Source organism: Actinomadura sp. WMMA1423 (assembly GCF_006547145.1).
GTDB lineage: Bacteria > Actinomycetota > Actinomycetes > Streptosporangiales > Streptosporangiaceae > Spirillospora.
Genome location: NZ_CP041244.1, coordinates 7,698,604 through 7,719,930, shown reverse-complemented (window position 1 = coordinate 7,719,930; position 21,327 = coordinate 7,698,604). Strand labels below are relative to the sequence as shown.

Genomic DNA, 21,327 nt, shown 5'->3' with positions numbered 1-21,327 from the left:
TGCGTTACCAGGGGGATCCGCGTTACAAGGGGAGATGCGTCATCTGCGGGTCAGCCGGCGGGCGACGATGTCCCCCGCCGCCTGGATGGCCAGGACCAGGACGACCAGCAGCGCGACGGTGGAGACCATGACCTTGGTCTCGAAGCGCTCGTAGCCGTAGACGACGGCGAGGTTGCCGAGCCCGCCGCCGCCGACCGTCCCGGCCATGGCCGTGTAGCCGATGAGCGCGATGACGGTGACGGTCAGCCCGGACACCAGGCCCGGCCGCGCCTCGCGCAGCAGGACCTTGCCGACGATCTCGCGGCGGGTGGCGCCCATCGCGTCGGCCGCGGCGACGACGCCCGGGTCCACCTCGCGCAGCGCGATCTCGACGAGCCGCGCGTAGAAGGGGATGGCGCCGACGGTCAGCGGGACGATCGCGGCGGCGTTGCCGATGCTGGTGCCGACGACCGCCCGGGTGAACGGGATGATCGCCACCATCAGGATCAGGAACGGCAGCGACCGGCCGATGTTGATAACGACGCCGAGCACGGTGTTCAGCGGCGGCGCGGGCAGCAGGCCGCCCCGCTCGGTGGTCACCAGCAGGACGCCGAGCAGCAGCCCGAGGACGGCGGTGAACAGCGTCGCGACACCGGTCATGTAGAGGGTCTCGCGGGTCGCGGGCCACAGCAGCGGCATGACCTCGTCCCAGCTCATCGCGCGTCCTCCTGTACGGGGTATCCGGCCTGCCCGGGGTCGCCGGGCCGTCCCCGGCTTCCGGCCCGCTCCGGGTTCCTGACCTGCACGGCCAGTCCGGACTCGCGCAGGAACGCCAGCTGCGCGGCGTTGCGGTCCGGGTCGCCGGGCAGTTCGAGCTGGAGGCGGCCGACGCGCTCGCCGCCGACCGTCTCCACGGCGCCGCCGAGGATGTTGACGTCCATCGCGTACTTGCGGGCCAGCGCCGAAACGAACGGCTCGTCGGTGGCGCCGCCGGTGAAGGTGACCTCGACCAGCGTCGTGCCGTCGCGGGGATCGGCGGGCGGCAGCGGGAACAGGCCGCGGGCCAGCTCCGAGCCCGGGCGGGCGAGCAGCTCGGGCACCGGCCCCGACTCGGTGAGCCGTCCCTCGCGCATCACCGCCGCCGAGTCGCAGATGCGCTTGACCACCTCCATCTCGTGGGTGATCAGCAGGATCGTGAGGCCGAGCCGGCGGTTGAGGTCGCGCAGCAGCTCCAGGATCGAGGCGGTCGTCTCCGGGTCGAGCGCGGAGGTCGCCTCGTCCGACAGCAGCACCTTCGGCCGCCCCGCGAGCGCCCGGGCGATGCCGACGCGCTGCTTCTGGCCGCCGGAGATCCGCGCGGGGTAGGCCTTCGCGTGCTCGGTGAGCCCGACCAGGTCGAGCAGCTCGGCGACGCGCCTCGCCCGCTCGGCGCGCGGCACGCCCATGACCTCCAGCGGGAACGCGACGTTCCCGGCGACCGTCCTGCTGCCGAGCAGGCCGAAATGCTGGTGGATCATGCCGATGCCCTGGCGCGCCCGGCGCAGCGCTCCCCCGCGCAGCCCGAGCAGGTCCCGGCCGTCGACCACGACGCGGCCCTCGTCCGGCCGCTCCAGCAGGTTGACGCAGCGCAGCAGGGTGCTCTTGCCCGCACCGCTGCGGCCGAGGACGCCGTAGACCTCGCCCTCGGCGACGGTCAGGTCGACGCCGTCGACGGCGGTCACCTCGCGGCCGCGGCCGCGATAGACCTTTCTGAGTTTTTCGATCTGAATCACAGGAAATCACCGATGCGGACGGGGCCGCCGTGCGGGCGGCGGCGTTCAGGGCGGAACGATGCTCAGGCCGGGACGGCGTCCAGGACGGAGCAGAGATCAGGACACGCCGGTGAGCACGACACTGCGGCGGTCAGGACATTCCGGCGTCAGGGAGCGCGGCGTCGGGACATGCCGGGGCGCGCGGTCAGGAAAGACCGGGCGGGTACGGCGTGTGGCTCAGCAGGTGGCGTTCGAAACACATTGTGCGACTCGGGGGGTCGGAGTTCGCTCGCTTCGGGGCGCGAGTCTCAGGCGGGGGCCCTCAGCGGTCACACATTCGCCGGCAGCACGCACGCCGAAGGGCCCGCGGCATCGGCGGGCGGTGCTCACGGCACGGGCGTACGGAAGGCATGTCAGCAGTTAACCGGCTCCACACCGATGACGCAACTCCGCCCGGTGTGACGCCCGTCGCTTCGGGTCACGGCATTCGCCCTAGTCAGCGCCCTGGTCAGCGGCCTAGTCGTCGCGGTAGTCGAGGTAGGTGCCGCCCGCGCCGCTGCGGACGGAGATCCAGCGGGGCGAGCGGTCATCGGAGAGGACCGGGTTGAGGTGGGCGTTGCCGGCGCTCGTCCACCCGGCGATCCGGTAGCGCGAGCCCGCCGGGACGATGATCTTCACGGTCCCGGAGCGGGCGGAGGCGTCGACCGAGTCCGGGGGCTCGGCGTAGCGGAGGTCGAGGGCGCCGGACGACACGTCGGCCCGCGTCTTCGGCGAGGCGAGCGCGCGGCCGGTGATCGTGCCGGACCTCGCCAGCAGCCGCAGCCGGCCACGCGTGCCGGCGACGGCGATCTCCCCGGACCCGGTGCGCAGGTCGAGGTCGCCGGTGATCCCCCGCACGTCGATCCGGCCGGAGCCGGCGACCGCCGACACGCGCGCCCCGGCCGGGACCTGGACGTCGATGTCCGCCTCGCACCCCGCGCCCAGCCGCTCGGGTCCCGGGCAGCGGAACGTGACGAACAGCACGTCGTCCACCAGCGACTCGCTGAACTCGGGCCTGCTCAGCCCCCAGCGGAGGTCCCTGTAGACGCGCGCCCCGCCGTCCGAGCCCGGCCAGACCGAGACCTCGGCGTCGTCCACGTCCAGCCGCACCTCCCGCACCGGCTGCCGGTAGGGGGTCATCGACGTCGACGTCGACGTCCCCTTGACGGCCCGGAAGAACCCGGTGAGGCCGGCCCCGGCCGGCGCGACCACGACCAGCGCTGTCGCGATCGCCAGCGCGATCCAGACGCCGCGCCGCCTCGGCCGGTCCGGAGGGGCGGGCGGGACCTCGGCGGGCGGAGCCGTCACGCCTCGCCGTCCAGGAAGCGCAGCACGGCGAGGACGCGGCGGTGGTCGCCCTCGGCGTGCGGGAGGTCGAGCTTGGCGAAGATGCTGTTGATGTGCTTCGCGACCGCGCTCTCGCTCACCACGAGCGCCGCCGCGATGCCCGCGTTGGAGCGGCCCTCGGCCATGACGGCGAGGACCTCCTTCTCGCGCGGGGTGAGCCGGTCCAGCGGGTCGCGGTGCCGGCGCAGCAGCAACTGGGAGACGACCTCCGGGTCCAGGGCGGTACCGCCGGACGCGACCCGGCGCAGCGCGTCCAGGAACACCGAGACGTCCGCGACGCGGTCCTTGAGCAGGTAGCCGACCCCGCTGGTGCTGGTCGACAGCAGGTCCGCCGCGTAACGCTCCTCGACGTACTGCGACAGCAGCAGCACGGCGGTCCCCGGCGTCTCCCGCCGCATCACCAGCGCCGCGCGCACGCCCTCGTCGGTGAAGCCGGGCGGCATGCGGACGTCCACGATCGCCGCGTCCGGCCGGTGCTCGCGCACGGCGGCGAGCAGCCCCTCGGCGTCGCCGACGGCCGCCGCGACCTCGAACCCGGAGGTCTCCAGGACCTTGATCAGCCCGGCCCGGAGCAGGACCGAGTCCTCGGCGATCACAATGCGCACGGCAGCTCCACGGTGACGGTCGTCGGGCCTCCCGCCGGACTGGTGATCCGGAAGGTACCGTCCACGGACCGGACGCGGCGGGCGAGCCCGGTCAGCCCGGTCCCGGCGGACGGGTCGGCGCCGCCCACGCCGTCGTCGCGGACGGTCACCCGCAGCACGTCGCCGCTGCGGGCCACGCGGACGTCCACCTCGCCGGCGCGCGCGTGCTTGACCACGTTGGTGAGCGCCTCGGAGACGACGAAGTAGGCGACGGCCTCGACGGTCGAGGAGGCGCGCGGCTCGATGTCGACGCTGAGCCGGACCGGCAGCGGCACCCGCGCGGCGACGCCGGACAGGGCGGCGTCCAGTCCGCGGTCCTCCAGCACGGCCGGGTGCAGGCCGCGGATCAGGTCGCGCAGCTCGGTCAGCGCCGCCTTGGCCTCCTCGTGCGCCTCCACGATCACGCGCAGGGCGTCGTCCGGGACGCCGGTGAGCGTCTCGCGCGCCAGCCCGAGGTTGAGCGCGAGGGAGACGAGCCGCTGCTGGGCGCCGTCGTGCAGGTCGCGCTCGATGCGGCGGCGCTCGATGTCGGCGGCGTCCACCACGCTGGCGCGCTTCTCGGCCAGGTCCTCGACGCGCCGCTCCAGCTCCATCGCGCGGTCGGGGCCGAGCAGCAGGGCGGCGGCGCGGGCGTCCAGGTACCGGACGCCCGCCGCCGCCCACGGCGCCGCCGCCACGAGCAGCACGCCGACCGCGGTGAGGGCGGCGACGCGCTGGGGATGGCCGGCCAGCGGATCGCCGGGGTGCACCGCCCACGCGTAGGTCGCGGACGCGGCGAGGGCGAGGCCGGCCGCCCACGCCCCGATCACGATCGCCCCGCCGGCGGCGAGGAACGGCCCGGCCAGCAGGTGGTACTGGAGGACCCGCCACAGCTCGGGCGAGCGGAGGTGGCCGAGCGCGTCCCAGGGGCGCCCGGCGTCGAAGCCGGGCATCCGCGGGATGTCGAGGCCGAGCATCGCCCAGCACCGCTCCCGCTGCCAGGAGGTCAGCGGGCGAAGCGCGAGCAGCAGCAGGACGGCCGACGCTCCGAGGAGCAGGAGGATCGGGGCCGCCTTCTCGGGCGTCCAGACCGCCCAGAGGGAGCACAGGATCAGCCAGCCGGTGAGGTGCAGCGGCACCCCGGAGGCGACGAACACCGTGTCGCGCCATGCCGCCGCCGACCACGGAGCGCGCACGCGGACGTGCCGGACCGCGGAGAGGGATGACATGGGGCAACCGTATTGCCCCACTTCGAGCGCCGCCATGAACCAGGGTGCAGGGCCGGGGGTGAAGCCAGTGCCACCCCGGATCGGGAGGCCGCGTTACTGATCTTGAGGCGGATTCCGGCGAGGCTTTGACCGGCATCCGGGAAGCGGATGCGCACCCGTCCCCAGGAGTCCCCATGGTCACCGCCGTCACCCGCCTCGCTCCCCCGCCGTCCCGCCTCGGGATCGCCCCCCGGCGCCGTCCGCGCTCCGGACGCAGCGGGCCGCCCGCCCCCGCCGCCCAGCGGACGGCGGGGAGCCGACGGCTCGGCTGGGCGTTCGTCGGGAGCGCCGCCGCACTGGTTCCCTGGATGTGGATGCTCGCCGCCACGATGCCGTCCACGGCCGTGGTGTCGAACTGGTCGGCTGCCTGGGTGGGGCTGGACGCGATGGAGGCCGCCGCGCTGCTCGGCACCGGTGTGCTGCTCGTCCGCCGCGATCCGCGCCACGGGCTGTGCGCCGCCGCCGCGGGGGCGCTCCTGGCCGTCGACGCGTGGTTCGACGTGATGACCGCCACGCCCGGCGCGGAGCGGGCGGTGGCGATCGCCTTGGCGGCGGGAGTGGAGCTGCCGCTGGCGGCCCTGTGCGCGGTCCTCGCCGCGCGGACGCTCCCCTCCCGCGCGCCCTTGGACGACCACGAGATGAAGGACGGATGGCAAAGGGTCGTCGGGAGTACACCAGACGGGTGAAACCAGACGAGCCGGACCTCTAGAGTGAGTGCCACGTGGGGCCCTCTCGCGGGAGGGCCCTTTGCCCTGCCTGCACGATCAGAGGTCCCCCATCATGAACGACCACGAGGTGCACGAGGAGTGCCTGCGGCTCCTCCGGGACGGGCTCCCCGTCCCCGCTCCCGCCCGCTTCACCGAGGGGCGGGACTACCTTCCGCTCGGGCTCGACAAGGACGGCGACGTCGCCGTTGTCACGTTCCTTTACCAGTGGGCGGACCCGGCGTCCGCGTTCATCGAGGGCTGGACGTTCCATCGCCGCGACGGCGAGTGGATGGAGCTCGGCGGCGCGGGCGGCTCGGCCCCCGCCGAGCCGCTGGCGCGCCGCTCGTCCGGCGAGATGGGACGCCACCTGCTCAAGTACGGGTCGGCCCGGACGGTGCGCAACGCGAACCGGCTGCTGCCCTGGGGCGCCAAGTGGGTCAACGAGGCGCGGCTGCGGGCCTCGGCCGAGGTCGCGCGGGTGCGGGTCGGCAAGCGGATCCTGGACGTCCCCGAGCACGGGCACGTCGTCGTGGTCTGGGGCGCCCGCCGCGGACCGGTCGTGGAGGCGCTCGCCGCCGACGGCTCGGTGCTGGACGTCATGGACCTCGACCGCCCGTCCCTTCCCGCGCCCGCACAGGCCTGATACTTGACCACTCGTTCTTGAATTCCCTATCGTCGTCGCCATGGCACGGGCGAAGGAGTTCGATCCGGACGCCGCGCTGGAGCGCGCGCTGGAACTGTTCTGGGAGCGCGGGTACGAGGCGACGTCCATGGCCGACCTCGTGGCCCGTCTCGGCATCGCCCGGGCCAGCCTCTACGCGACCTTCGGCGGCAAGCGCGAGCTGTTCCTGAAGGCCCTCGAACGCTACCTCCGCGACACCGACCCGAAGGTCGCCGAGGCGCTGTCGCAGCCCGGACCCGTGCTGCCCGCGGTCCGCGCGCTGATCGAGCGCTACGCCGAGGAGTCGGCGCGCGGCCGGCCCCGGCGCGGCTGCCTGGTGGTGAACACCGCGGTCGAGCTGGCCCCGCGCGATCCCGAGGCCGCGCGGCTGGTGGAGGCGAGCTGGAACTTCCTGGAGGCCTCGCTCACCACGGCCCTGACCCGAGCGCGGGCCCAGGGGGAACTGGCCGCGGACAAGGACCCCCGCGCGCTGGCCCGCCTGCTGCTCGTCCTGTTCCAGGGCATGCGCGTCCTCGGCCGGGCCGCCCCCGACGACCACCGCCTGCGCGACGCGACCCGCCAGGCCGCGGCGCTCCTCACCTGACCCTCCGACCGACCGGCGCGGACCGGTACCGCCCCGCCACTCCGGCGGGGCTTCCTTAGGCCCTTATTCAAGACCGATCGATCTAATATTTGGAGTTCGAGATGCGATTCGACGGCAAGATCGTCCTCATCACCGGCGGCGCGGGCGGCATCGGCCGCGCCACCGCGCACGCCTTCGCCCGCGAGGGCGCGACCGTGGTCCTGGCCGGCCGCGACGCGGCGGCGCTGGCCGAGGCGGTGAAGGAGATCGGCTCGGACCGGGCCGACCACGTCGTGGCCGACGTCACGGACCCGGCCTCGGCCGTCGGCATGGTCGAGACGGCCGCGGGCCGCCACGGCGGCCTGCACGTCGCCGTCAACAACGCCGGGATCCTCGGCGCCGCAGGGCCCGTCGCCGACATCGACGCCGCCGCCTGGAACGGCGTCCTCGCGGTGAACCTGACCGGCGTGTTCCTGTCGATGAAGCACGAGATCGCCCACATGCGCGCCCACGGCGGCGGAGCGATCGTCAACGTCTCCTCCAACATCGGCGCGCACGGGCGCCGCCCCGGCCTCGCCGCGTACGCGGCCTCCAAGGCCGCGGTCAGCGTCCTCACCCGCACCGCCGCCCTCGACCACATCGGCGACGGCGTCCGCGTCAACGCCGTCAGCCCGGGCGCCTCCGACACACCGATGTCGCTCCTGCCCGGCGAGACGCCCGCCGGGCGCGCGGAGCGGATGCGCGCCACGCCGTCCGGCCGCGTGGCCGACACCGCCGAGGTGGCCGAGAGCATCCTGTGGCTGGCGTCGGACGCCTCGTCCCACGTGGTCGGGCACGACCTGGTCGTGGACGGGGGCGTCACCGCCTGACGACGCTTTCCGGGCGGCTCACCGGGCATGCTCACTGCATGGCCCTCTCACCCGGTCAAGACTCCGGCCCTGAACGCTTCCGCCTCGCCGCCAGGGTCACCAGGAAGTACCTGATCGGGGCGCGGAGCCTGCACGACCACATCGCCTCCAAGCTGCTGGGCTCCGGCGCGTCGCGCGTCCTGGACATCGGCTGCGGGGAGGGCGCCCTCAGCGACGCCCTCCCCGACCCGCCGCCGTTCGGGCTCGTGGGGCTTGACGTGTCCGCCGAGCTCCTGGCCGCCCACCCGGCGCCGCGCCTGCGGGCCGACGCGCTGCGTCTGCCGTTCCGGGACGCGGCGTTCGACGCCGCCGTGGCCGTGAACCTGCTCCCCCTGCTGGACGACCCGGACCGCGCGCTCCGCGAGGCCCGCCGCGTCCTCGCCCCGGGCGGCCTCCTCCTGGTCACCGCGATCTGCCGCACCGACAGCCCCGAGCTGTCGCCGGTGTGGCGCCCCGAGCCGACCCCGTTCGACGCCGAGGACGCCCCGGCCCGCGTCGGCGAGGTCTTCGGCGAGGTCGAGGTGGAGCGCTGGGACGCCCCGCTGATCACCCTGCCCGACCAGAACGCCGTCCGCGACTACCTGATAGCCCGCCAGGTCCCCCGCCCCAAGGCAGCCGAGGCCGCCGCCCACCTCCGCACCCCGCTCCCGGTCACAAAACGAGGCTCCCTAGTCCTGGCCCGCCGCTGACGAGGCTGTGTTTTCTACAGTCCCGGCCCACTTCGCTCGCCTGGCGGCTGTGTTTACTACAGTCCCGGCCCACTTCGCTCGCCTAGCGGCTCGCTACGTGACCGTGCCTGGGCGAACGCGGCATCGCTTCGCGATCCGCCCGGCGCCGCTCGCCTCCGGCTTCGCGGCACCGGCCAGGTCACGCGTTCGCGCGCGTGGCCGAGGCCACTTCGAAACAGGCTCTAGAAGACTGCTGAAGATCTTGGGGTTTTGGTCCCGCCGCGGATGCGGCGGGGCCAGTGTGTTGTGGTGTGGTGATGGGTGAGTGGGCCGGGGAGACGGTCGGTCCGGATGTGTGGGAGACGTGCCGGGAGCTGATCCCAGCGGGGAGCGTGTTCGCGTTCCTGGCCGAGCACCGTGGCGCGTTGTTCCCGGCGGTGATGTTCGCGGACATGTATCCGTCGGCGAACGGGCGGCCGTCGATGCCGCCGCAGATCCTGGCCGCGGCGATCACTTTGCAGGCCCTGCACGGGCTGTCGGATTCTGAGACGGTGCAGGAGTTGCGGTGTGACCTGCGCTGGAAGGCCGCGTGCGGGCTGGGCCTGCACGACACCGCGTTCGATGCGTCGCTGCTGGCCTACTTCCGCCGTCGGCTGGCACGCTCGGCCCGGCCCGACCGGATCTTCGAGGCCGTGCGGGAGGTGGTGCGGGCGACCGGGGTGCTCACCGGCAGGCATCGCCGTGCGCTGGACTCCACGGTGCTGGACGATGCGGTCGCCACCCAGGACACCGTCACCCAGTTGATCGCCGCCGTCCGCTCAGTGATCCGCCATGTCCCCGGGGCGGCCGAGGTGGCCGCGGCGGCGTGCACCGCCCACGACTACACCGACCCGGGCAAACCGCGCATCGCCTGGAACGACGAGCAGGCCCGCGCCGAGCTGGTGGACGCCCTGGTCACCGACGCGCTCAGGTTGCTGGGGCACCTGCCCGAGCAGGAACTGGGCGAGCGGGCCGCGAACGCGGTGGGCCTGCTGGCCCTGGTCGCCGGGCAGGACGTCGAACCGGCCGAAGGGTCCGACGGCCGCGACGGGCGCTGGCGCATCACCGACGGCACCGCCCCGGACCGGGTGATCTCGACCGTCGACCCCCAAGCCCGGCACGTCCACAAGACCCGCAGCCACCGCCAGGACGGCTTCAAAGCCCACCTGGCCGTCGAGCCCGAAACCGGCCTGTTCACCGCGGTGGCCCTGCGGCCCGGCGCCGGGGCCGCCCACCACGAGGCCGTCGTCGGCCTGGACCTGCTCGCCGGCGAGGACACCCCGGTGCAGGTGTTCGGCGACACCGCCTACTCCACCGGCCAGGCCCGCCACGCCCTCACCGCCGCCGGGCACCGGCTGTTCATCAAGCCCGCCCCGCTGCGGCCCGCCGTCCCCGGCGGCTTCACCCTCGACGACTTCGCCATCGACACCACCAACGGCACCGTGACCTGCCCCGCCGGGCACACCGCCCCCTTATCGGACCCCGGCGGACGCCACCACCAGCGCAAAGCCGTGTTCGGGAACCGGTGCACCGGATGCCCCCTGCGCGAGCGGTGCACCAACGCCAAGGCAGGCCGGATCCTGACCATCCGCCCCCACCACGACCTCCAAGCCGCCGCCCGCCGCCAATCGGCCCACGACCCGGCCTGGCAAGCCGACTACCGCCGCTGGAGACCACCGGTCGAACGCGCCGTCGCCTGGCTCGTCCACCACGGCAACCGCCGCCTCCGCCACCGCGGCACCATCAAAGCCGACGCCTGGCTCCACACCCGAGCCGCCGTCCTCAACCTCCGCCGACTCATCAACCTCGGACTCACCCGAACCAACGGCACCTGGCACCTGTCCACGGCCGAAGCATGACCACACAGGGGCTGTCCGGCCCACGGCCGGACAGCCCCTCACAAGATCTTCAGCAGTCTTCTAGGCCCGGCCACCACCGCAACCCGGCAACAACCTCAATGGTTGCGATCGCGTCCGAAGGCAGATTCGAGCGAAGCGAGAATCTGATCGCGCAGCGAGCCGCCAAGGCGAGCCGGAGCGATGCCAGCGATCGCCCGCGGTGCCCGACGATGGAGGGCCGCCAGGCCCGAAGGAGGAGGGCACTGCAATGAGCTAGAGCCATCCGAGGTCTTTGGCGGTGCGGGCGGCGGTGTGGCGGTTGTCGGCGCCCAGTTTGGTGACGGCGGCGGACAGGTAGTTGCGGACGGTGCCCTCGGACAGGCCGAGGGTGCGGGCGATGCGGGAGACGGGGGCGCCGTCGGCGGCGGCGCGGAGGGTGTCGAGTTCGCGCGGGGTGAGGGGGCACTCCTCGGCGGCGAGGGCGTCGGCGGCCAGCTGGGGGTCGATGTAGCGGGCGCCCGCGGCGACCTGACGGATGACCTGGGCGAGCCGGCGGCCCGGGGTGTCCTTGCCGAGGAAGCCGCGGACGCCGGCGGCCATCGCGCGGCGCAGGTTGCCGGGGCGGCCGTGCGCGGTCACGATCACCAGGCGGCAGGCGGGCAGCTCGCGGGACAGGCGCTCGGCGGCGGCGAGGCCGTCCAGCCCCGGCATGTCGATGTCGAGGACGGCGACGTCGGGCTTCAGCGCGAGGGCGCGCTCGACGGCCTCGTCTCCTCGTCCGACGTCGGCGGCGACCTCGATACCGTCCTCGGTCTCCAGGAGCAGGACGAGCGCCTCCCTGATCAGGAGGTGGTCGTCGGCGAGCAGGACGCGGATCATGCGACTCCCTTCGCGGGGACGGCGGCCGCCACCCGGAACGTCCCGTCGCCCGCGGGGCCCGCCTGGAAGGCGCCGCCGGCGGCGGTGATCCGTTCGGCGAGCCCGGCGAGGCCGCTGCCCGCGTCCCCGGCGGCGCGGCGCGCGGCGCCGTCGTTGACGATCTCCAGCCGGACCTCGCCGCGGCCGGACCGGACGGTGATCTCGCACCAGGTGGCGCTGGAGTGCCGCAGGACGTTGGTCGCGGCCTCGCGGGCGACCCAGCCGAGGGGCTCATGGACGTGGGCGGGCAGGTCCGGCGACACCTCGGGGCGCTCGCAGCGGATCCCGGCGGCGCGCAGGACGGCGGACATGCCGTCCAGCTCGGTGCGCAGGGACGTGGCGCGGTAGCCGCGGACGACCTCGCGCACGTCGCGCACCGCGTCCCGCGCCATGGTCTGGATCTCGGTCAGCTCCTTGCGGACGCGGCCGTCGTCGCGTTCGAGGAACCGCTCGGCGACCTCGGCGCGCAGCGCGACGGCCTGGAGGCTGTGGCCGAGGACGTCGTGCAGGTCGCGGGCGAATCGGAGGCGCTCCTCCCCCACCGCGGACCGGGCCAGTTCCGCGCGCGCCTCCCGGAGCTCCTGGACCACGTGGAACAGCCAGACCGTGACGTAGCCGGAGAAGGCGCCGAGCGGCACGCCCGTGACCTCGTACATGACGGTCAGCGCGGGAAGCCCGAGGAGCACGCCGTAGACGGGGGTCAGGACGGTCGCCGCCGCCGTCACGGCGATCGCCTCGCGCACCGGGAGGACGACGGCGATCAGCCCGGCGGGGACGAGGAGCGCGTTGCCCCAGCCCTGGCCGGTGCCGAGCAGCGGCGGCAGCGCCCAGCAGATCGCCGCGATCGCGGCGAGCCCGAGCCCGTGCGCCGGGGCGGTGCGGCGCATCAGGTTCTGCCAGAGGAGGCGGGCGTAGAGGGCGAACGCGGCGCCGGCCCCGAGGAGGGCGAGGACCAGCCGCCCGGCGTCGCGCCGGTCGACGATCTCGTACCAGAGCGCCGGCAGCAGGAACCCGGCCAGCGTCAGCACCGTCATCCCCACGATGATCGCGGCGATGACGGTGGGGCGCGGGATCCTGGGCTGCACGCGCCCAGCGTATGCGGCCGTCAAGGGGGGATGCGGGGGCTCAGGCGGCCCGGGGGCGGACGGCGCGGAGGCGGGCGGCGTCCCGTCCCGTGACCAGGCGGCCCTCGTCCAGGACGCCGACCCGGTCCGCGCGGCAGGCCTCGTCCGGGTCGCGGGTCGTGACCACCACCGCGACGCCGTCCGCGGCCAGCGCCCGCAGGACCGACCACACCTCGCGCGCCGCGGCGGTGTCGAGCCCGGCGGTGGGCTCGTCGAGGACGAGCACGTCCGACCGTCCGACCAGGGCCAGCGCCAGGTCGAGCAGGCGCCGCTGCCCGATGGTGAGCCGCTCGAACGGCACGTCGGCGAGGCGGGTGAGGCGGGCCAGCCGCAGTGCCCGGTCGCGGGTGAGCGGGTCCAGGGTCCAGCGCCGCCAGGTGTCGACGACCTCGGCGACGGTCAGGCCGGGGAAAAGGCCGCCGTCGCGCCAGACGGCCCCGGCGCGCGCGGCGTTGCGGTCGGCGTAGGGGTCGACGCCGCGGATCCGGACGGCGCCGCCGGTGGGGCGCCGCAGCCCGGCGAGGATCTCCAGGAGGGCCGTCTTGCCGGAGCCGTAGCGGCCCAGCAGCGCGTAGACCTCCCCCCGCGCCACGGTGAACGAGACGTTGCGGACGGCCTCGTTCAGGTCCAGGTCGCGTACCTCGATCACAGGTGCCTTCATGACATCCATGCTGTCCGGCGGCGGCGCGGGCGTGCAGTCACGGACGTCAGGAAACGATCATGAGGATCTCAGGGGTGACCCATGACGAATGTCATGGGTCGGCCCGGCCACGGCGGTTCCTTCAGGGTTCGGCGATCGCCCACCCTGCGGGCGGGACGACGGCGCCGTCCCCGGTGAAGTCGGCGTCACCGGCCACGCGCGTCCAGCCGGCGGCGGGCAGGTCGACCTTGGCGGGCTCCTCAGCCAGGTTCAGGACGACTCCCAGCCGCTCTTGGCCGTCCCCCACCGTGTAGGAGAAGGCCGTGTTCGTCAAGGTGGCCGCCGTGGTCTGCGCCCGGACGAGCCAGGGATGGCGCCGTCTGACGCCGATCAGGTCCTGGTAGAGGCGGTGGTGGGGCGCGCCGTGGCCGGGAACGTCACCGGGAACCGGCGGGAACTCCGGCCGGACGGCGTCGTCCCCGCCCTCGCGCTCCTCCTTGAGTCCTTCGAGGGCGAACTCGTCCCCCGCGTAGACGGACGGGACGCCGCCGACCGTCATCAGGACCACCAGCGCGTGGGCCAGGGCGCGCCGGTCGGTCAGCCGGGTGGCGATGCGGGTCACGTCGTGGTTGCCGAGGAAGGTCTGCGGGGCGAACGTGGCCAGCATCCCGTTGTGGCGCCCGAGCGCGTAGGCCAGTTCGAAGAAGTTCCGGTCGTTCAGTGAGCTCCAGATGGCCTTCCACAGCTCGTACTGGGTGACGGAGTCGAATCCGGTCTGCTGCACGAGGCTGGCGTAGTCGCCATGGATGACCTCTCCGACGAACCAGGCGTCGGGGAAGCGCGCGCGGACGCGCTCTGTGACCGTCCGCCAGAAGTCCGAGGGGACGGCGTAGGCGGCGTCGAGGCGCCACCCGTCTATGCCGCGCTCCAGCCAGTGGGCCATGACGTCGGTGACGTAGTCGGCGACTTCGGGTTCGGCATGGTTCAGGGTCACGAGGTGGTCGTGCCCCTCGAACGTGCGCAGGTCGGCGTGGAACCACTTCCGGTACGGGGAGGCGTCGCCATTGGCGGCGACGTCGGCGAAGGGCCCGAACCCGCGTCCCACGTGGTTGAAGACGCCGTCGAGCAGCACGCGCACCCCCTTCTGGGACGCTTCGTCGATCAGGCGCCGCAGGTCGTCCTCACCGCCGAGCCGGGGATCGACCCGGTAGTGGTCGACGGTGTCGTAGCCATGCGTCTCGGACGCGAACACCGGGCCGAGGGCGAGCCCGTTGCAGCCGAGGCCCACGAGATGGTCGAGCCAGACGTCGAACCGTCCGAGCCGCGGTGCCGGGGCGGTGGCGGCCGCGCGTTCGGCGCCGACGAAGCCGAGGGGGTAGGCGTGCCACCAGATGACGTGATCGGGCCAGCGCATGCGCGTCTCCTTACCCGGAAAACCATTACGTAACCGCGAACTATCGGGCGAGGCGCTCCATGAGCCTGGCGGCGACCCGCAGCACGTCGAGCTCGGTCTCGGAGAGCCCGTCGAGCGCCTCGGCCAGCCAGGCGTCGCGCTGGGCGATGTCGCGCCGCAGCGCCTCGGCGCCCCGCTCGGTGATCGCCAGCACGACCCGCCGCCTGTCCCGGTCGGCGCGCGAGCGGGAGATCAGACCCTCGGCCTCCAGCTCGGCGAACACGCGCGTGAGGGACTGCGGGCGCTGGCCTTCCGCCTCGGCCACCTCGCCCGCCGTGCCGGGGCCGCCGCGGTAGAGGTGGCCGAGCACGGTGAGCTTGTTCGCGCTCAGCGCCTCGGGCGACCTCGCCGCGCGCATCCGGCGCAACATGCGCATGATCCCGTGCCGGATCTCCGTCACGGCCTCTGTCGGGACGCTCTCCACAGTATTAAGATATCACTTACTAATTTCGAGGAGGCGATCATGACTCTCGCCGGAGTGCGGCCCCGGTCGGTGCCGCCGGCCGCCGTCACCATGGCGGCCGTCCTCGCGGCCTTCGGTTCGGCGCTCCTCCTGGGCCGGCTCGCCCCCCTCGGAGCCGACGCCGTCATGCAGGCGGTCGTCCTGTCCGTCACGCTCGCCGGAGCCCAGCGGGGCGCGTCCCCGGCCGACCGGCTCACCGCGTGCCTCGTCCTGCCCCTCGTCGCCCTCGCGGCGGCCGGGCTGGGGACGCTGATGTCGGGCCATCCGGTCGCGGGTGACGCCGCGTTCGTGCTCCTCGTCACCTCCGCGGTCTGGATCCGCCGGTTCGGGCGCCGGTTCGGCCGGGCGGGCACGCTGATGACGCTTCCCGCGATCGCCCTCCTCGTCATCCCGCATACGCGAGCACCGGGGCACCTCGTGTGGACGCCGGTGATGGCGCTCCTCGCGTGGGCCTGGGTGGCGGCGTTCCAACTGCTCGCCGACCGCCTGACCAGAGACGGCCACGCCCCGCCGAAGGAGTCTGCGAAGCCGAAGGAGTCTGCGAAGGGGACGAGGCGAAGCCCCGCCGTTGGACGGATGGCCGCGCAGATGGCGGTCGCCCTGGCCGCCGCCTTCGCCGCAGGACATCTCTTCTTTCCCGACCACTGGTCTTGGGTCGTCCTCACCGCGTTCATCGTGTGCAATGGTGCCCTTGGGCAAGGAGACGCCTTGTACAAGGGCCTCCTGCGCGCGCTCGGCGCCGCCGCCGGCACCCTTCTGGCCGCCCTCATGGCCGGGGTGTTCGCTCCAGGGGCCTGGGGCTCCGTCGCGCTCATCTTCGTGGTGCTCGGCGTCGCTCTCTGGCTGCGCCCCAGGAACTACGCCTACTGGGCCGGAGGAATCACCGCTGCCCTGTCCCTGCTGTACGGCTACTTCGGGCAGTCCGCGATGCCCCTGCTCTGGTCCCGGCTGGAGGCCATCCTCGCCGGAGGGGTCGTCGGAGTAGCGGCGGCCTGGTTCGTGCTGCCGTTCCGGACCCGGGACGTGCTGCGGCGCCGAGCGGCCGCGGCGCTGGCCGTCCTGCCCCGGGCCCTCGGCGGCGAGCCCGGGGCGCTGACCCGGTTCGAGCGCGCCGTCGCGGAACTGGACAGGCTCTACCCGCCGCTGAGGGCGCACCGGGCCGTCACGCGGCGGCGCCCGCACCACGCCGACGTGGTCGACCATCTGCGCGACATCCGCGGCCACCTCCGCGTCCTGGCCGGGGAACCCGCCGACGAACACGAGAACGGGGGCCGCGCCGCCGTCGAGGAGATCGATTCCGCGGTGGCCGGGATCCGCGCGGTGCTCTCCCCGGCTACGCGCGCACAAGGATCTCCGGGGTCAGCTCTTCCGGACGCCTGATGCCGGAGAGCGCCATGGTCAGCTCCAGTTCGGCCTGGAGGCAGCGCAGCACGTGCTGGACGCCGGCCTGGCCTCCGAGCGCCAGCCCGTAGGCGTACGGGCGCGCGACCAGGACGGCCTCGGCACCGAGGGCGAGCGCCTTGGCGATGTCCGCCCCCGTCCGGATCCCGCTGTCGAAGAGGACGGCCGCCCGGTCGCCGACGGCCTCGACCACGCCGGGGAGCGCGTCCAGCGAGGCGACCGCGCCGTCCACCTGGCGGCCGCCGTGATTGGAGACGATGACGCCGTCCATGCCCGCGTCCACGGCCTGGCGGGCGTCGTCGGGATGCTGGATGCCTTTCAGCGCGATGGGCCCGTCCCAGTGCTCGCGCAGGAAGACCAGATCGTCCCAGGTCAGGGACGGGTTCCCGAAGTTGGCGACCCAGTGCAGGATCGCCATGTCGCGGTTGGCGTCCGTCACCGGCCCGCCGACGGCCTTCTGGAACACCGGGTCGCTGAAGTAGTTCGCGACGCCGATCCCGCGCAGGAAGGGCAGGTAGGCCTGGTCGAGGTCGCGCGGGCGCCACGCCAGCGTGAAGGTGTCGAGCGTGACGACGAGGGCGGTGTACCCGGCCGCCTTCGCGCGCTCCAGGAAGCTGACGGCGAGGTCCCTGTCCTTCGGCCAGTACAGCTGGTACCAGCGCGGCCCGTCCCCGTTGGCCTCCGCCACCTCCTCGATGGCGAACGAGGCCGCGGTGCTCAGCACCATCGTCAGGCCCTCGGCCGCCGCGGCCCGCGCCACGGCGAGCTCGCCGTCCGGGTGGAAGATCGACTGCACGCCGATGGGGCCGAGCAGGACCGGCGACGGCATCGGCGTGCCGAGCACGGTCGCCGACAGGTCGCGCTCGGCGACGTCTCGCAGCATGCGCGGGACGATCCGCCACCGCTCGAACGCGGCGCGGTTGGCCCGCGCGGTCGCCTCGCTGCCCGCCGACCCGGCCACGTAGCCGAACGCCCGCGCCGACAGCGACCGCTCGGCGAGCCCCTCCAGCTTCGTCAGATCCGTGGGCAGCGCCGGCAGGACGTCCCCGAGTCCCTGCAGATAGATCGAGTTCTGGAAGTCGGCCAGCCCGCTCAACGAAACCTCCACCTGCTCGACGGAACCCCCGCCCCCGGCGACGAGAATCCGGAGCGGGAGACCGAAACGGTCCGTGCTCAATCTGCCAGGTCCGCGGAGGTGACGAAACGGGATCGATCCACCGTCTTGACCGGAACACCCGGTGGGGCGGGCGAAAGATGTCCCCGGGACCGGCCACAATGTGGGGCATGGCACGACGCGGATCCCAAGCCCCTCCCCCGCCGCCGGACTTCGAGGAGAACATCGTCGACGTCGACGTCTCCGACGAGATGCGCGGCAGCTTCCTCGAGTACGCCTACTCGGTCATCTACCAGCGGGCGCTTCCCGACGCGCGCGACGGCATGAAGCCCGTCCAGCGCCGGATCCTGTACTCGATGAGCGAGATGGGGCTGCGCCCTGACCGCGGGCACGTCAAGTGCGCCCGCGTCGTCGGCGAGGTCATGGGCAAGCTGCACCCGCACGGCGACAGCGCCATCTACGACGCGATGGTGCGGATGGCGCAGCCCTGGGCGATGCGGATGCCGCTGGTCGACGGGCACGGCAACTTCGGCTCGCTCGGCGGCGACGACCTGCCCGCCGCCATGCGGTACACCGAGGCGCGGATGTCCCGCGAGGCGATGCTGATGGTCACCTCCATCGACGAGGACACCGTCGACTTCCGCCCGAACTACGACGGGCAGGAGCAGGAGCCGGAGGTGCTGCCCGCCGCGTTCCCGAACCTGCTGGTCAACGGCGCGTCCGGCATCGCGGTCGGGATGGCGACGAACATGGCGCCGCACAACCTCGGCGAGGTCGTCGCCGCGGCCCGGCACCTGATCGACCACCCGGACGCCACGCTCGAGGAGCTGATGCGCTTCGTGCCCGGCCCCGACCTGCCCACCGGGGGCAGGATCGTCGGCCTGGAGGGCATCCGCGACGCCTACGAGCGCGGCCGGGGGACTTTCCGCACCCGCGCCACGGTCTCCATCGAGAGCGTCACGCCCCGCCGCAAGGGCATCATCGTCAGCGAGCTGCCCTACGCCGTCGGCCCCGAGCGCGTGAAGGCCAAGATCAAGGAACTGGTCAACGCCAAGAAGATCCAGGGGATCTCCGACCTGAAGGACCTCACCGACCGCACCGTCGGCCTCCGCCTGGTCATCGAGATCAAGAACGGCTTCAACCCCGAGGCCGTCCTCGCCGACCTCTACCGGCTGACGCCGATGGAGGAGACGTTCGGCATCAACAACGTCGCCCTGGTCGACGGCCAGCCCCGCACGCTCGGCCTGCGCGACCTGCTCCAGGTCTACATCGACCACCGCATCGACGTCGTCCGCAGGCGCTCGCTCTTCCGGCGCAAGAAGCGCGAGGACCGCCTCCACCTCGTCGACGGCCTGCTCGTCGCGCTGCTGAACATCGACGAGGTCATCCAGGTCATCCGGCAGAGCGACGACGCCGCCCAGGCCAAGCAGCGCCTCATGCAGATCTTCGAGCTGTCGGAGATCCAGGCGCAGTACATCCTCGACACCCCGCTGCGCCGCCTCACCCGCTACGACCGCCTGGAGCTGGAGAAGGAGAAGGAGCAGCTCGCCAAGGAGATCGCCAAGCTGACCGCGATCCTCGAGTCGGAGAAGAAGCTGCGCGCCCTCGTGTCCAAGGAGATGGGCGAGGTCGTCAAGGAGTTCTCCACCCCGCGCCGGACCGTCCTGCTGGAGTCCTCCGGCCACACCGCCGCGGAGGCCGTGCCCCTGGAGGTGGCCGACGACCCGTGCACGGTGCTGCTCTCCACGACCGGCCTCCTGGCCCGGACGCACGACGCGTCGCCGCTGCCCGACAGCGGGCCCCGCGCCGCGCACGACGTGCTGACCTCGGTCGTGCCCGCCACGGCCCGCGGCCAGATCGGCGCGGTGACGTCCCTGGGCCGCATGATCCGCGTCGACGTCCTCGACCTGCCGACGCTGCCGCCGTCCGCGACGCCCCCGTCCCTGGCGGGCGGGGCCCCGATCACCGAGTACGTCGACCTGGAGCCGGACGAGACGGTCGTGGGCATCGCCTCCGTCGGCGAGGAGGGCGGCGGCCTGGCGCTGGGCACCGCCCAGGGCGTGGTCAAACGGGTGGTCCCCGACTTCCCCGCCAACCGCGACGAGTTCGAGGTCATCGGGCTCAAGGAGGGCGACCGCGTGGTCGGCGCCGTCCAGCTCCTGTCCGAGGAGCAGCACCTCGTCTTCATCACCACCGACGCGCAGCTCCTGCACTTCGCCGCGTCCCTCGTCCGTCCCCAGGGCCGGGCCGCCGGAGGCATGGCGGGCATCAAGCTCGGCTCCGGCGCGGGCGTCCTGTGGTTCGGCGCCCTCGACCCGGCCCGCGAGGCCCGCGTCATCACGGTCTCCGGTTCGTCCTCCGCGCTGCCCGGCACCCAGACCGGAGCGATCAAGCTGGCCGACTTCGCCGACTTCCCGGCCAAGGGCCGCGCGACCGGCGGCGTCCGCGCCCACCGGTTCCTCAAGGGCGAGGACGTCCTTCTCCAGGCGTGGGCGGCCCCGACACCGCTCCGCGCGGCGGCCGCGGGCGGCAGGCCGGCGATGCTCAACGTCACCCTGGGCCGCCGGGACGGCTCCGGCGAGAGGCTTGACAAGCCGCTGACCGCGATCAGCGGCCCCCTGGGCCCGCCGCCTCCGGAGGAGGACACCCCCGACGACTGACGCGAGAGGCCCCGGGCGGTCGCCCGGGGCCTCTGCGTTCCGCCGTCCGCCGCGAGGGCGGAAGGGACCGGCGGAAGGGAGGGACGCCTCAGTCGGCGCAGATCGCGAAGACGCTGATGCCGACGTCGCTGAAGCCGGTCTGGCGGCCGAGCACGATCCAGCCGCGGGCGTCGTCGGTCGGGAACGAGCCGACGAGGATGGCGCCGTTGCCCCGCGCCTCCCCACCGCCGCCGAGGACGCGCTTGCCACCGGGGCAGAGGAGGGTCCGGCGCTGGAAGTTGGGGACGTTGGCGTTCGGCAGGGTCACGAGCTGGTAGCCGGGCGGAAGGGCGGCGGCCCGGTGCGCGGCCGGCCTGGAGGGGGACTGGGCGCTGGCCGCCCCGGCGGTGGCCAGGCCGGTCACCGCGGCGGTCGCGGCCAGGGCCAGGGCGGTCGTCTTGATCGACGGCATGTGCTCTCCTTCGACGGTGGTCCCCGCACCGCCGGGATCCGCGCGTCCCCGGAGACGCAGGGGGGTGCCGGGGACGCGGGTGGCGGGGGGTGACCAGTGAGGATTGAACACGCCCAGTGTTCAGCAAGTCACGCTGGGCTTCCAGAGCCTCGCCCACCTCAGTCGATTACGGAGAGTGCACAACCGCCATTGCGGAGGGAGTCTGCCTGGGCCGCGCGGCTCTCACCAGCGGTAGTCGCTTCATTACGGACAGCGCCTGTCCGGATGCGGCCAGCTACGCCGCGCCTCCCGGGGACTCCTCCCGGCGGTCAGACCTCCACGTCGTCGGGACCCCAGTGGGCCTCCATGCGGATGATCTTGCCCTCGGAGTCGAAGGTCATGACGTCGATGGCGTGGACGCGCATACCGGGGACGTCGACGGTGAAGGCCATGGCGGCGCGGTCGCCGTGGGAGCCGCGGATGGGCGCGTCGAGGGTGAGCTTGGCGCCGCCGGCGATGGCGTTGGCGTAGAACTCCTCGATGGCGGCGCGCCCGGTCATCGGCGGGTGGCCGACCGGGTCCTCGATGACGGCGTCGTCGGCGTAGAGGCCGCAGACGGTCGCGGCGTCGGCGGCGTTGAAGGCGTCGACGTAGGTCTGGAGTGCCTGCTTCATGTGGTCCTGGGAGGGCATGACCGAAGCCTAGCAAGCGAT

General features: G+C 73.4%; 21 protein-coding genes. 8 read left to right on the top strand and 13 right to left on the bottom strand.

The window, feature by feature from the left end; genetic code table 11:
- Positions 1-39 precede the first annotated feature (39 nt).
- The 5 genes from FKD65_RS35805 to FKD65_RS35785 form a co-directional block, all read right to left on the bottom strand.
- Positions 40-696, bottom strand: coding sequence for a methionine ABC transporter permease (locus tag FKD65_RS35805; RefSeq protein ID WP_141583198.1), 657 nt, complete (start codon positions 694-696; stop codon positions 40-42).
- Complete coding sequence (locus tag FKD65_RS35800; protein WP_141583196.1) at positions 693-1,751, bottom strand: methionine ABC transporter ATP-binding protein; 1,059 nt, start codon at positions 1,749-1,751, stop codon at positions 693-695. The genes FKD65_RS35805 and FKD65_RS35800 overlap by 4 nt, the downstream gene beginning before the upstream one ends.
- 495 nt (positions 1,752-2,246) lie before the next feature.
- Positions 2,247-3,077 carry a hypothetical protein gene (locus FKD65_RS44560; RefSeq protein ID WP_168221290.1) on the bottom strand — a complete coding sequence of 277 codons (831 nt, stop codon included), beginning with the start codon at positions 3,075-3,077 and terminating at the stop codon, positions 2,247-2,249.
- Positions 3,074-3,721: a response regulator transcription factor gene (locus tag FKD65_RS35790; RefSeq protein ID WP_141583194.1), complete on the bottom strand. Its 648-nt coding sequence runs from the start codon at positions 3,719-3,721 to the stop codon at positions 3,074-3,076. Before FKD65_RS35790 ends, FKD65_RS44560 begins: the two co-directional genes overlap by 4 nt.
- Positions 3,709-4,968 (bottom strand): sensor histidine kinase, encoded by a 1,260-nt coding sequence (locus FKD65_RS35785; protein ID WP_141583191.1) that lies wholly within the window; start codon positions 4,966-4,968, stop codon positions 3,709-3,711. The genes FKD65_RS35790 and FKD65_RS35785 overlap by 13 nt, the downstream gene beginning before the upstream one ends.
- Before the next feature lie 173 nt (positions 4,969-5,141).
- Here FKD65_RS35785 and FKD65_RS45125 point away from each other — a divergent pair, with 173 nt between their 5' ends.
- From FKD65_RS45125 to FKD65_RS35755, 6 genes are all read left to right on the top strand, one after another.
- Entirely contained in the window at positions 5,142-5,693 is a 552-nt protein-coding gene (locus FKD65_RS45125; protein ID WP_205718364.1) for a hypothetical protein, read from the top strand.
- Positions 5,694-5,787: 94 nt separating this feature from the next.
- A complete protein-coding gene (locus tag FKD65_RS35775) occupies positions 5,788-6,357 on the top strand; it encodes a hypothetical protein (protein ID WP_141583189.1) in 570 nt (189 codons plus the stop codon).
- A gap of 40 nt (positions 6,358-6,397) precedes the next feature.
- Positions 6,398-6,979 carry a TetR/AcrR family transcriptional regulator gene (locus FKD65_RS35770; RefSeq protein WP_141583187.1) on the top strand — a complete coding sequence of 194 codons (582 nt, stop codon included), beginning with the start codon at positions 6,398-6,400 and terminating at the stop codon, positions 6,977-6,979.
- Positions 6,980-7,080: 101 nt separating this feature from the next.
- Positions 7,081-7,827, top strand: coding sequence for an SDR family NAD(P)-dependent oxidoreductase (locus tag FKD65_RS35765; protein WP_141583185.1), 747 nt, complete (start codon positions 7,081-7,083; stop codon positions 7,825-7,827).
- Between the two features lie 38 nt (positions 7,828-7,865).
- Entirely contained in the window at positions 7,866-8,555 is a 690-nt protein-coding gene (locus FKD65_RS35760) for a class I SAM-dependent methyltransferase (protein ID WP_141583183.1), read from the top strand.
- A 296-nt stretch (positions 8,556-8,851) separates the two neighbouring features.
- Positions 8,852-10,432 carry an IS1182 family transposase gene (locus FKD65_RS35755; RefSeq protein WP_141579963.1) on the top strand — a complete coding sequence of 527 codons (1,581 nt, stop codon included), beginning with the start codon at positions 8,852-8,854 and terminating at the stop codon, positions 10,430-10,432.
- Between the two features lie 252 nt (positions 10,433-10,684).
- On the opposite strand, the gene FKD65_RS35750 is transcribed toward FKD65_RS35755, so the two are convergent.
- The 5 genes from FKD65_RS35750 to FKD65_RS35730 all read right to left on the bottom strand — a co-directional run bounded on the left by FKD65_RS35750 (position 10,685) and on the right by FKD65_RS35730 (position 14,970).
- Complete coding sequence (locus tag FKD65_RS35750; protein ID WP_141583181.1) at positions 10,685-11,290, bottom strand: DNA-binding response regulator; 606 nt, start codon at positions 11,288-11,290, stop codon at positions 10,685-10,687.
- Positions 11,287-12,414, bottom strand: coding sequence for a sensor histidine kinase (locus FKD65_RS35745; RefSeq protein ID WP_141583179.1), 1,128 nt, complete (start codon positions 12,412-12,414; stop codon positions 11,287-11,289). Before FKD65_RS35745 ends, FKD65_RS35750 begins: the two co-directional genes overlap by 4 nt.
- Positions 12,415-12,454: 40 nt before the next feature.
- Positions 12,455-13,114 carry an ATP-binding cassette domain-containing protein gene (locus tag FKD65_RS35740; protein WP_141583177.1) on the bottom strand — a complete coding sequence of 220 codons (660 nt, stop codon included), beginning with the start codon at positions 13,112-13,114 and terminating at the stop codon, positions 12,455-12,457.
- A 121-nt stretch (positions 13,115-13,235) separates the two neighbouring features.
- Positions 13,236-14,507: an alpha-amylase family protein gene (locus FKD65_RS35735; RefSeq protein ID WP_141583175.1), complete on the bottom strand. Its 1,272-nt coding sequence runs from the start codon at positions 14,505-14,507 to the stop codon at positions 13,236-13,238.
- A gap of 40 nt (positions 14,508-14,547) precedes the next feature.
- A complete protein-coding gene (locus FKD65_RS35730) occupies positions 14,548-14,970 on the bottom strand; it encodes a MarR family winged helix-turn-helix transcriptional regulator (RefSeq protein WP_205718363.1) in 423 nt (140 codons plus the stop codon).
- Between the two features lie 39 nt (positions 14,971-15,009).
- Here FKD65_RS35730 and FKD65_RS35725 point away from each other — a divergent pair, with 39 nt between their 5' ends.
- On the top strand, positions 15,010-16,389 hold the full coding sequence (locus FKD65_RS35725; protein ID WP_141583172.1) for an FUSC family protein: 1,380 nt from the start codon (positions 15,010-15,012) through the stop codon (positions 16,387-16,389).
- On the opposite strand, the gene FKD65_RS35720 is transcribed toward FKD65_RS35725, so the two are convergent.
- Entirely contained in the window at positions 16,343-17,506 is a 1,164-nt protein-coding gene (locus tag FKD65_RS35720; protein WP_141587293.1) for a lactate 2-monooxygenase, read from the bottom strand. The genes FKD65_RS35725 and FKD65_RS35720 overlap by 47 nt on opposite strands.
- Positions 17,507-17,694: 188 nt before the next feature.
- On the opposite strand from FKD65_RS35720, the gene FKD65_RS35715 reads away from it, so the two are divergent.
- Positions 17,695-20,184: a DNA topoisomerase (ATP-hydrolyzing) subunit A gene (locus FKD65_RS35715; protein WP_141583170.1), complete on the top strand. Its 2,490-nt coding sequence runs from the start codon at positions 17,695-17,697 to the stop codon at positions 20,182-20,184.
- An 88-nt stretch (positions 20,185-20,272) separates the two neighbouring features.
- On the opposite strand, the gene FKD65_RS35710 is transcribed toward FKD65_RS35715, so the two are convergent.
- Entirely contained in the window at positions 20,273-20,635 is a 363-nt protein-coding gene (locus tag FKD65_RS35710) for a hypothetical protein (protein ID WP_141583168.1), read from the bottom strand.
- A 308-nt stretch (positions 20,636-20,943) separates the two neighbouring features.
- Positions 20,944-21,306: a nuclear transport factor 2 family protein gene (locus tag FKD65_RS35705; protein ID WP_141583166.1), complete on the bottom strand. Its 363-nt coding sequence runs from the start codon at positions 21,304-21,306 to the stop codon at positions 20,944-20,946.
- Positions 21,307-21,327 lie beyond the last annotated feature (21 nt).

Coding starts and splice junctions, on each gene's coding strand:
- FKD65_RS35805 (WP_141583198.1), bottom strand. CDS start 696: ATGAGCTGGGACGAGGTCATGCCGCTGCTGTGGCCCGCGACCCGCGAG.
- FKD65_RS35785 (WP_141583191.1), bottom strand. CDS start 4,968: ATGTCATCCCTCTCCGCGGTCCGGCACGTCCGCGTGCGCGCTCCGTGG.
- FKD65_RS45125 (WP_205718364.1), top strand. CDS start 5,142: ATGGTCACCGCCGTCACCCGCCTCGCTCCCCCGCCGTCCCGCCTCGGG.
- FKD65_RS35775 (WP_141583189.1), top strand. CDS start 5,788: ATGAACGACCACGAGGTGCACGAGGAGTGCCTGCGGCTCCTCCGGGAC.
- FKD65_RS35770 (WP_141583187.1), top strand. CDS start 6,398: ATGGCACGGGCGAAGGAGTTCGATCCGGACGCCGCGCTGGAGCGCGCG.
- FKD65_RS35765 (WP_141583185.1), top strand. CDS start 7,081: ATGCGATTCGACGGCAAGATCGTCCTCATCACCGGCGGCGCGGGCGGC.
- FKD65_RS35760 (WP_141583183.1), top strand. CDS start 7,866: ATGGCCCTCTCACCCGGTCAAGACTCCGGCCCTGAACGCTTCCGCCTC.
- FKD65_RS35755 (WP_141579963.1), top strand. CDS start 8,852: ATGGGTGAGTGGGCCGGGGAGACGGTCGGTCCGGATGTGTGGGAGACG.
- FKD65_RS35750 (WP_141583181.1), bottom strand. CDS start 11,290: ATGATCCGCGTCCTGCTCGCCGACGACCACCTCCTGATCAGGGAGGCG.
- FKD65_RS35740 (WP_141583177.1), bottom strand. CDS start 13,114: ATGAAGGCACCTGTGATCGAGGTACGCGACCTGGACCTGAACGAGGCC.
- FKD65_RS35735 (WP_141583175.1), bottom strand. CDS start 14,507: ATGCGCTGGCCCGATCACGTCATCTGGTGGCACGCCTACCCCCTCGGC.
- FKD65_RS35725 (WP_141583172.1), top strand. CDS start 15,010: ATGACTCTCGCCGGAGTGCGGCCCCGGTCGGTGCCGCCGGCCGCCGTC.
- FKD65_RS35715 (WP_141583170.1), top strand. CDS start 17,695: ATGGCACGACGCGGATCCCAAGCCCCTCCCCCGCCGCCGGACTTCGAG.
- FKD65_RS35710 (WP_141583168.1), bottom strand. CDS start 20,635: ATGCCGTCGATCAAGACGACCGCCCTGGCCCTGGCCGCGACCGCCGCG.
- FKD65_RS35705 (WP_141583166.1), bottom strand. CDS start 21,306: ATGCCCTCCCAGGACCACATGAAGCAGGCACTCCAGACCTACGTCGAC.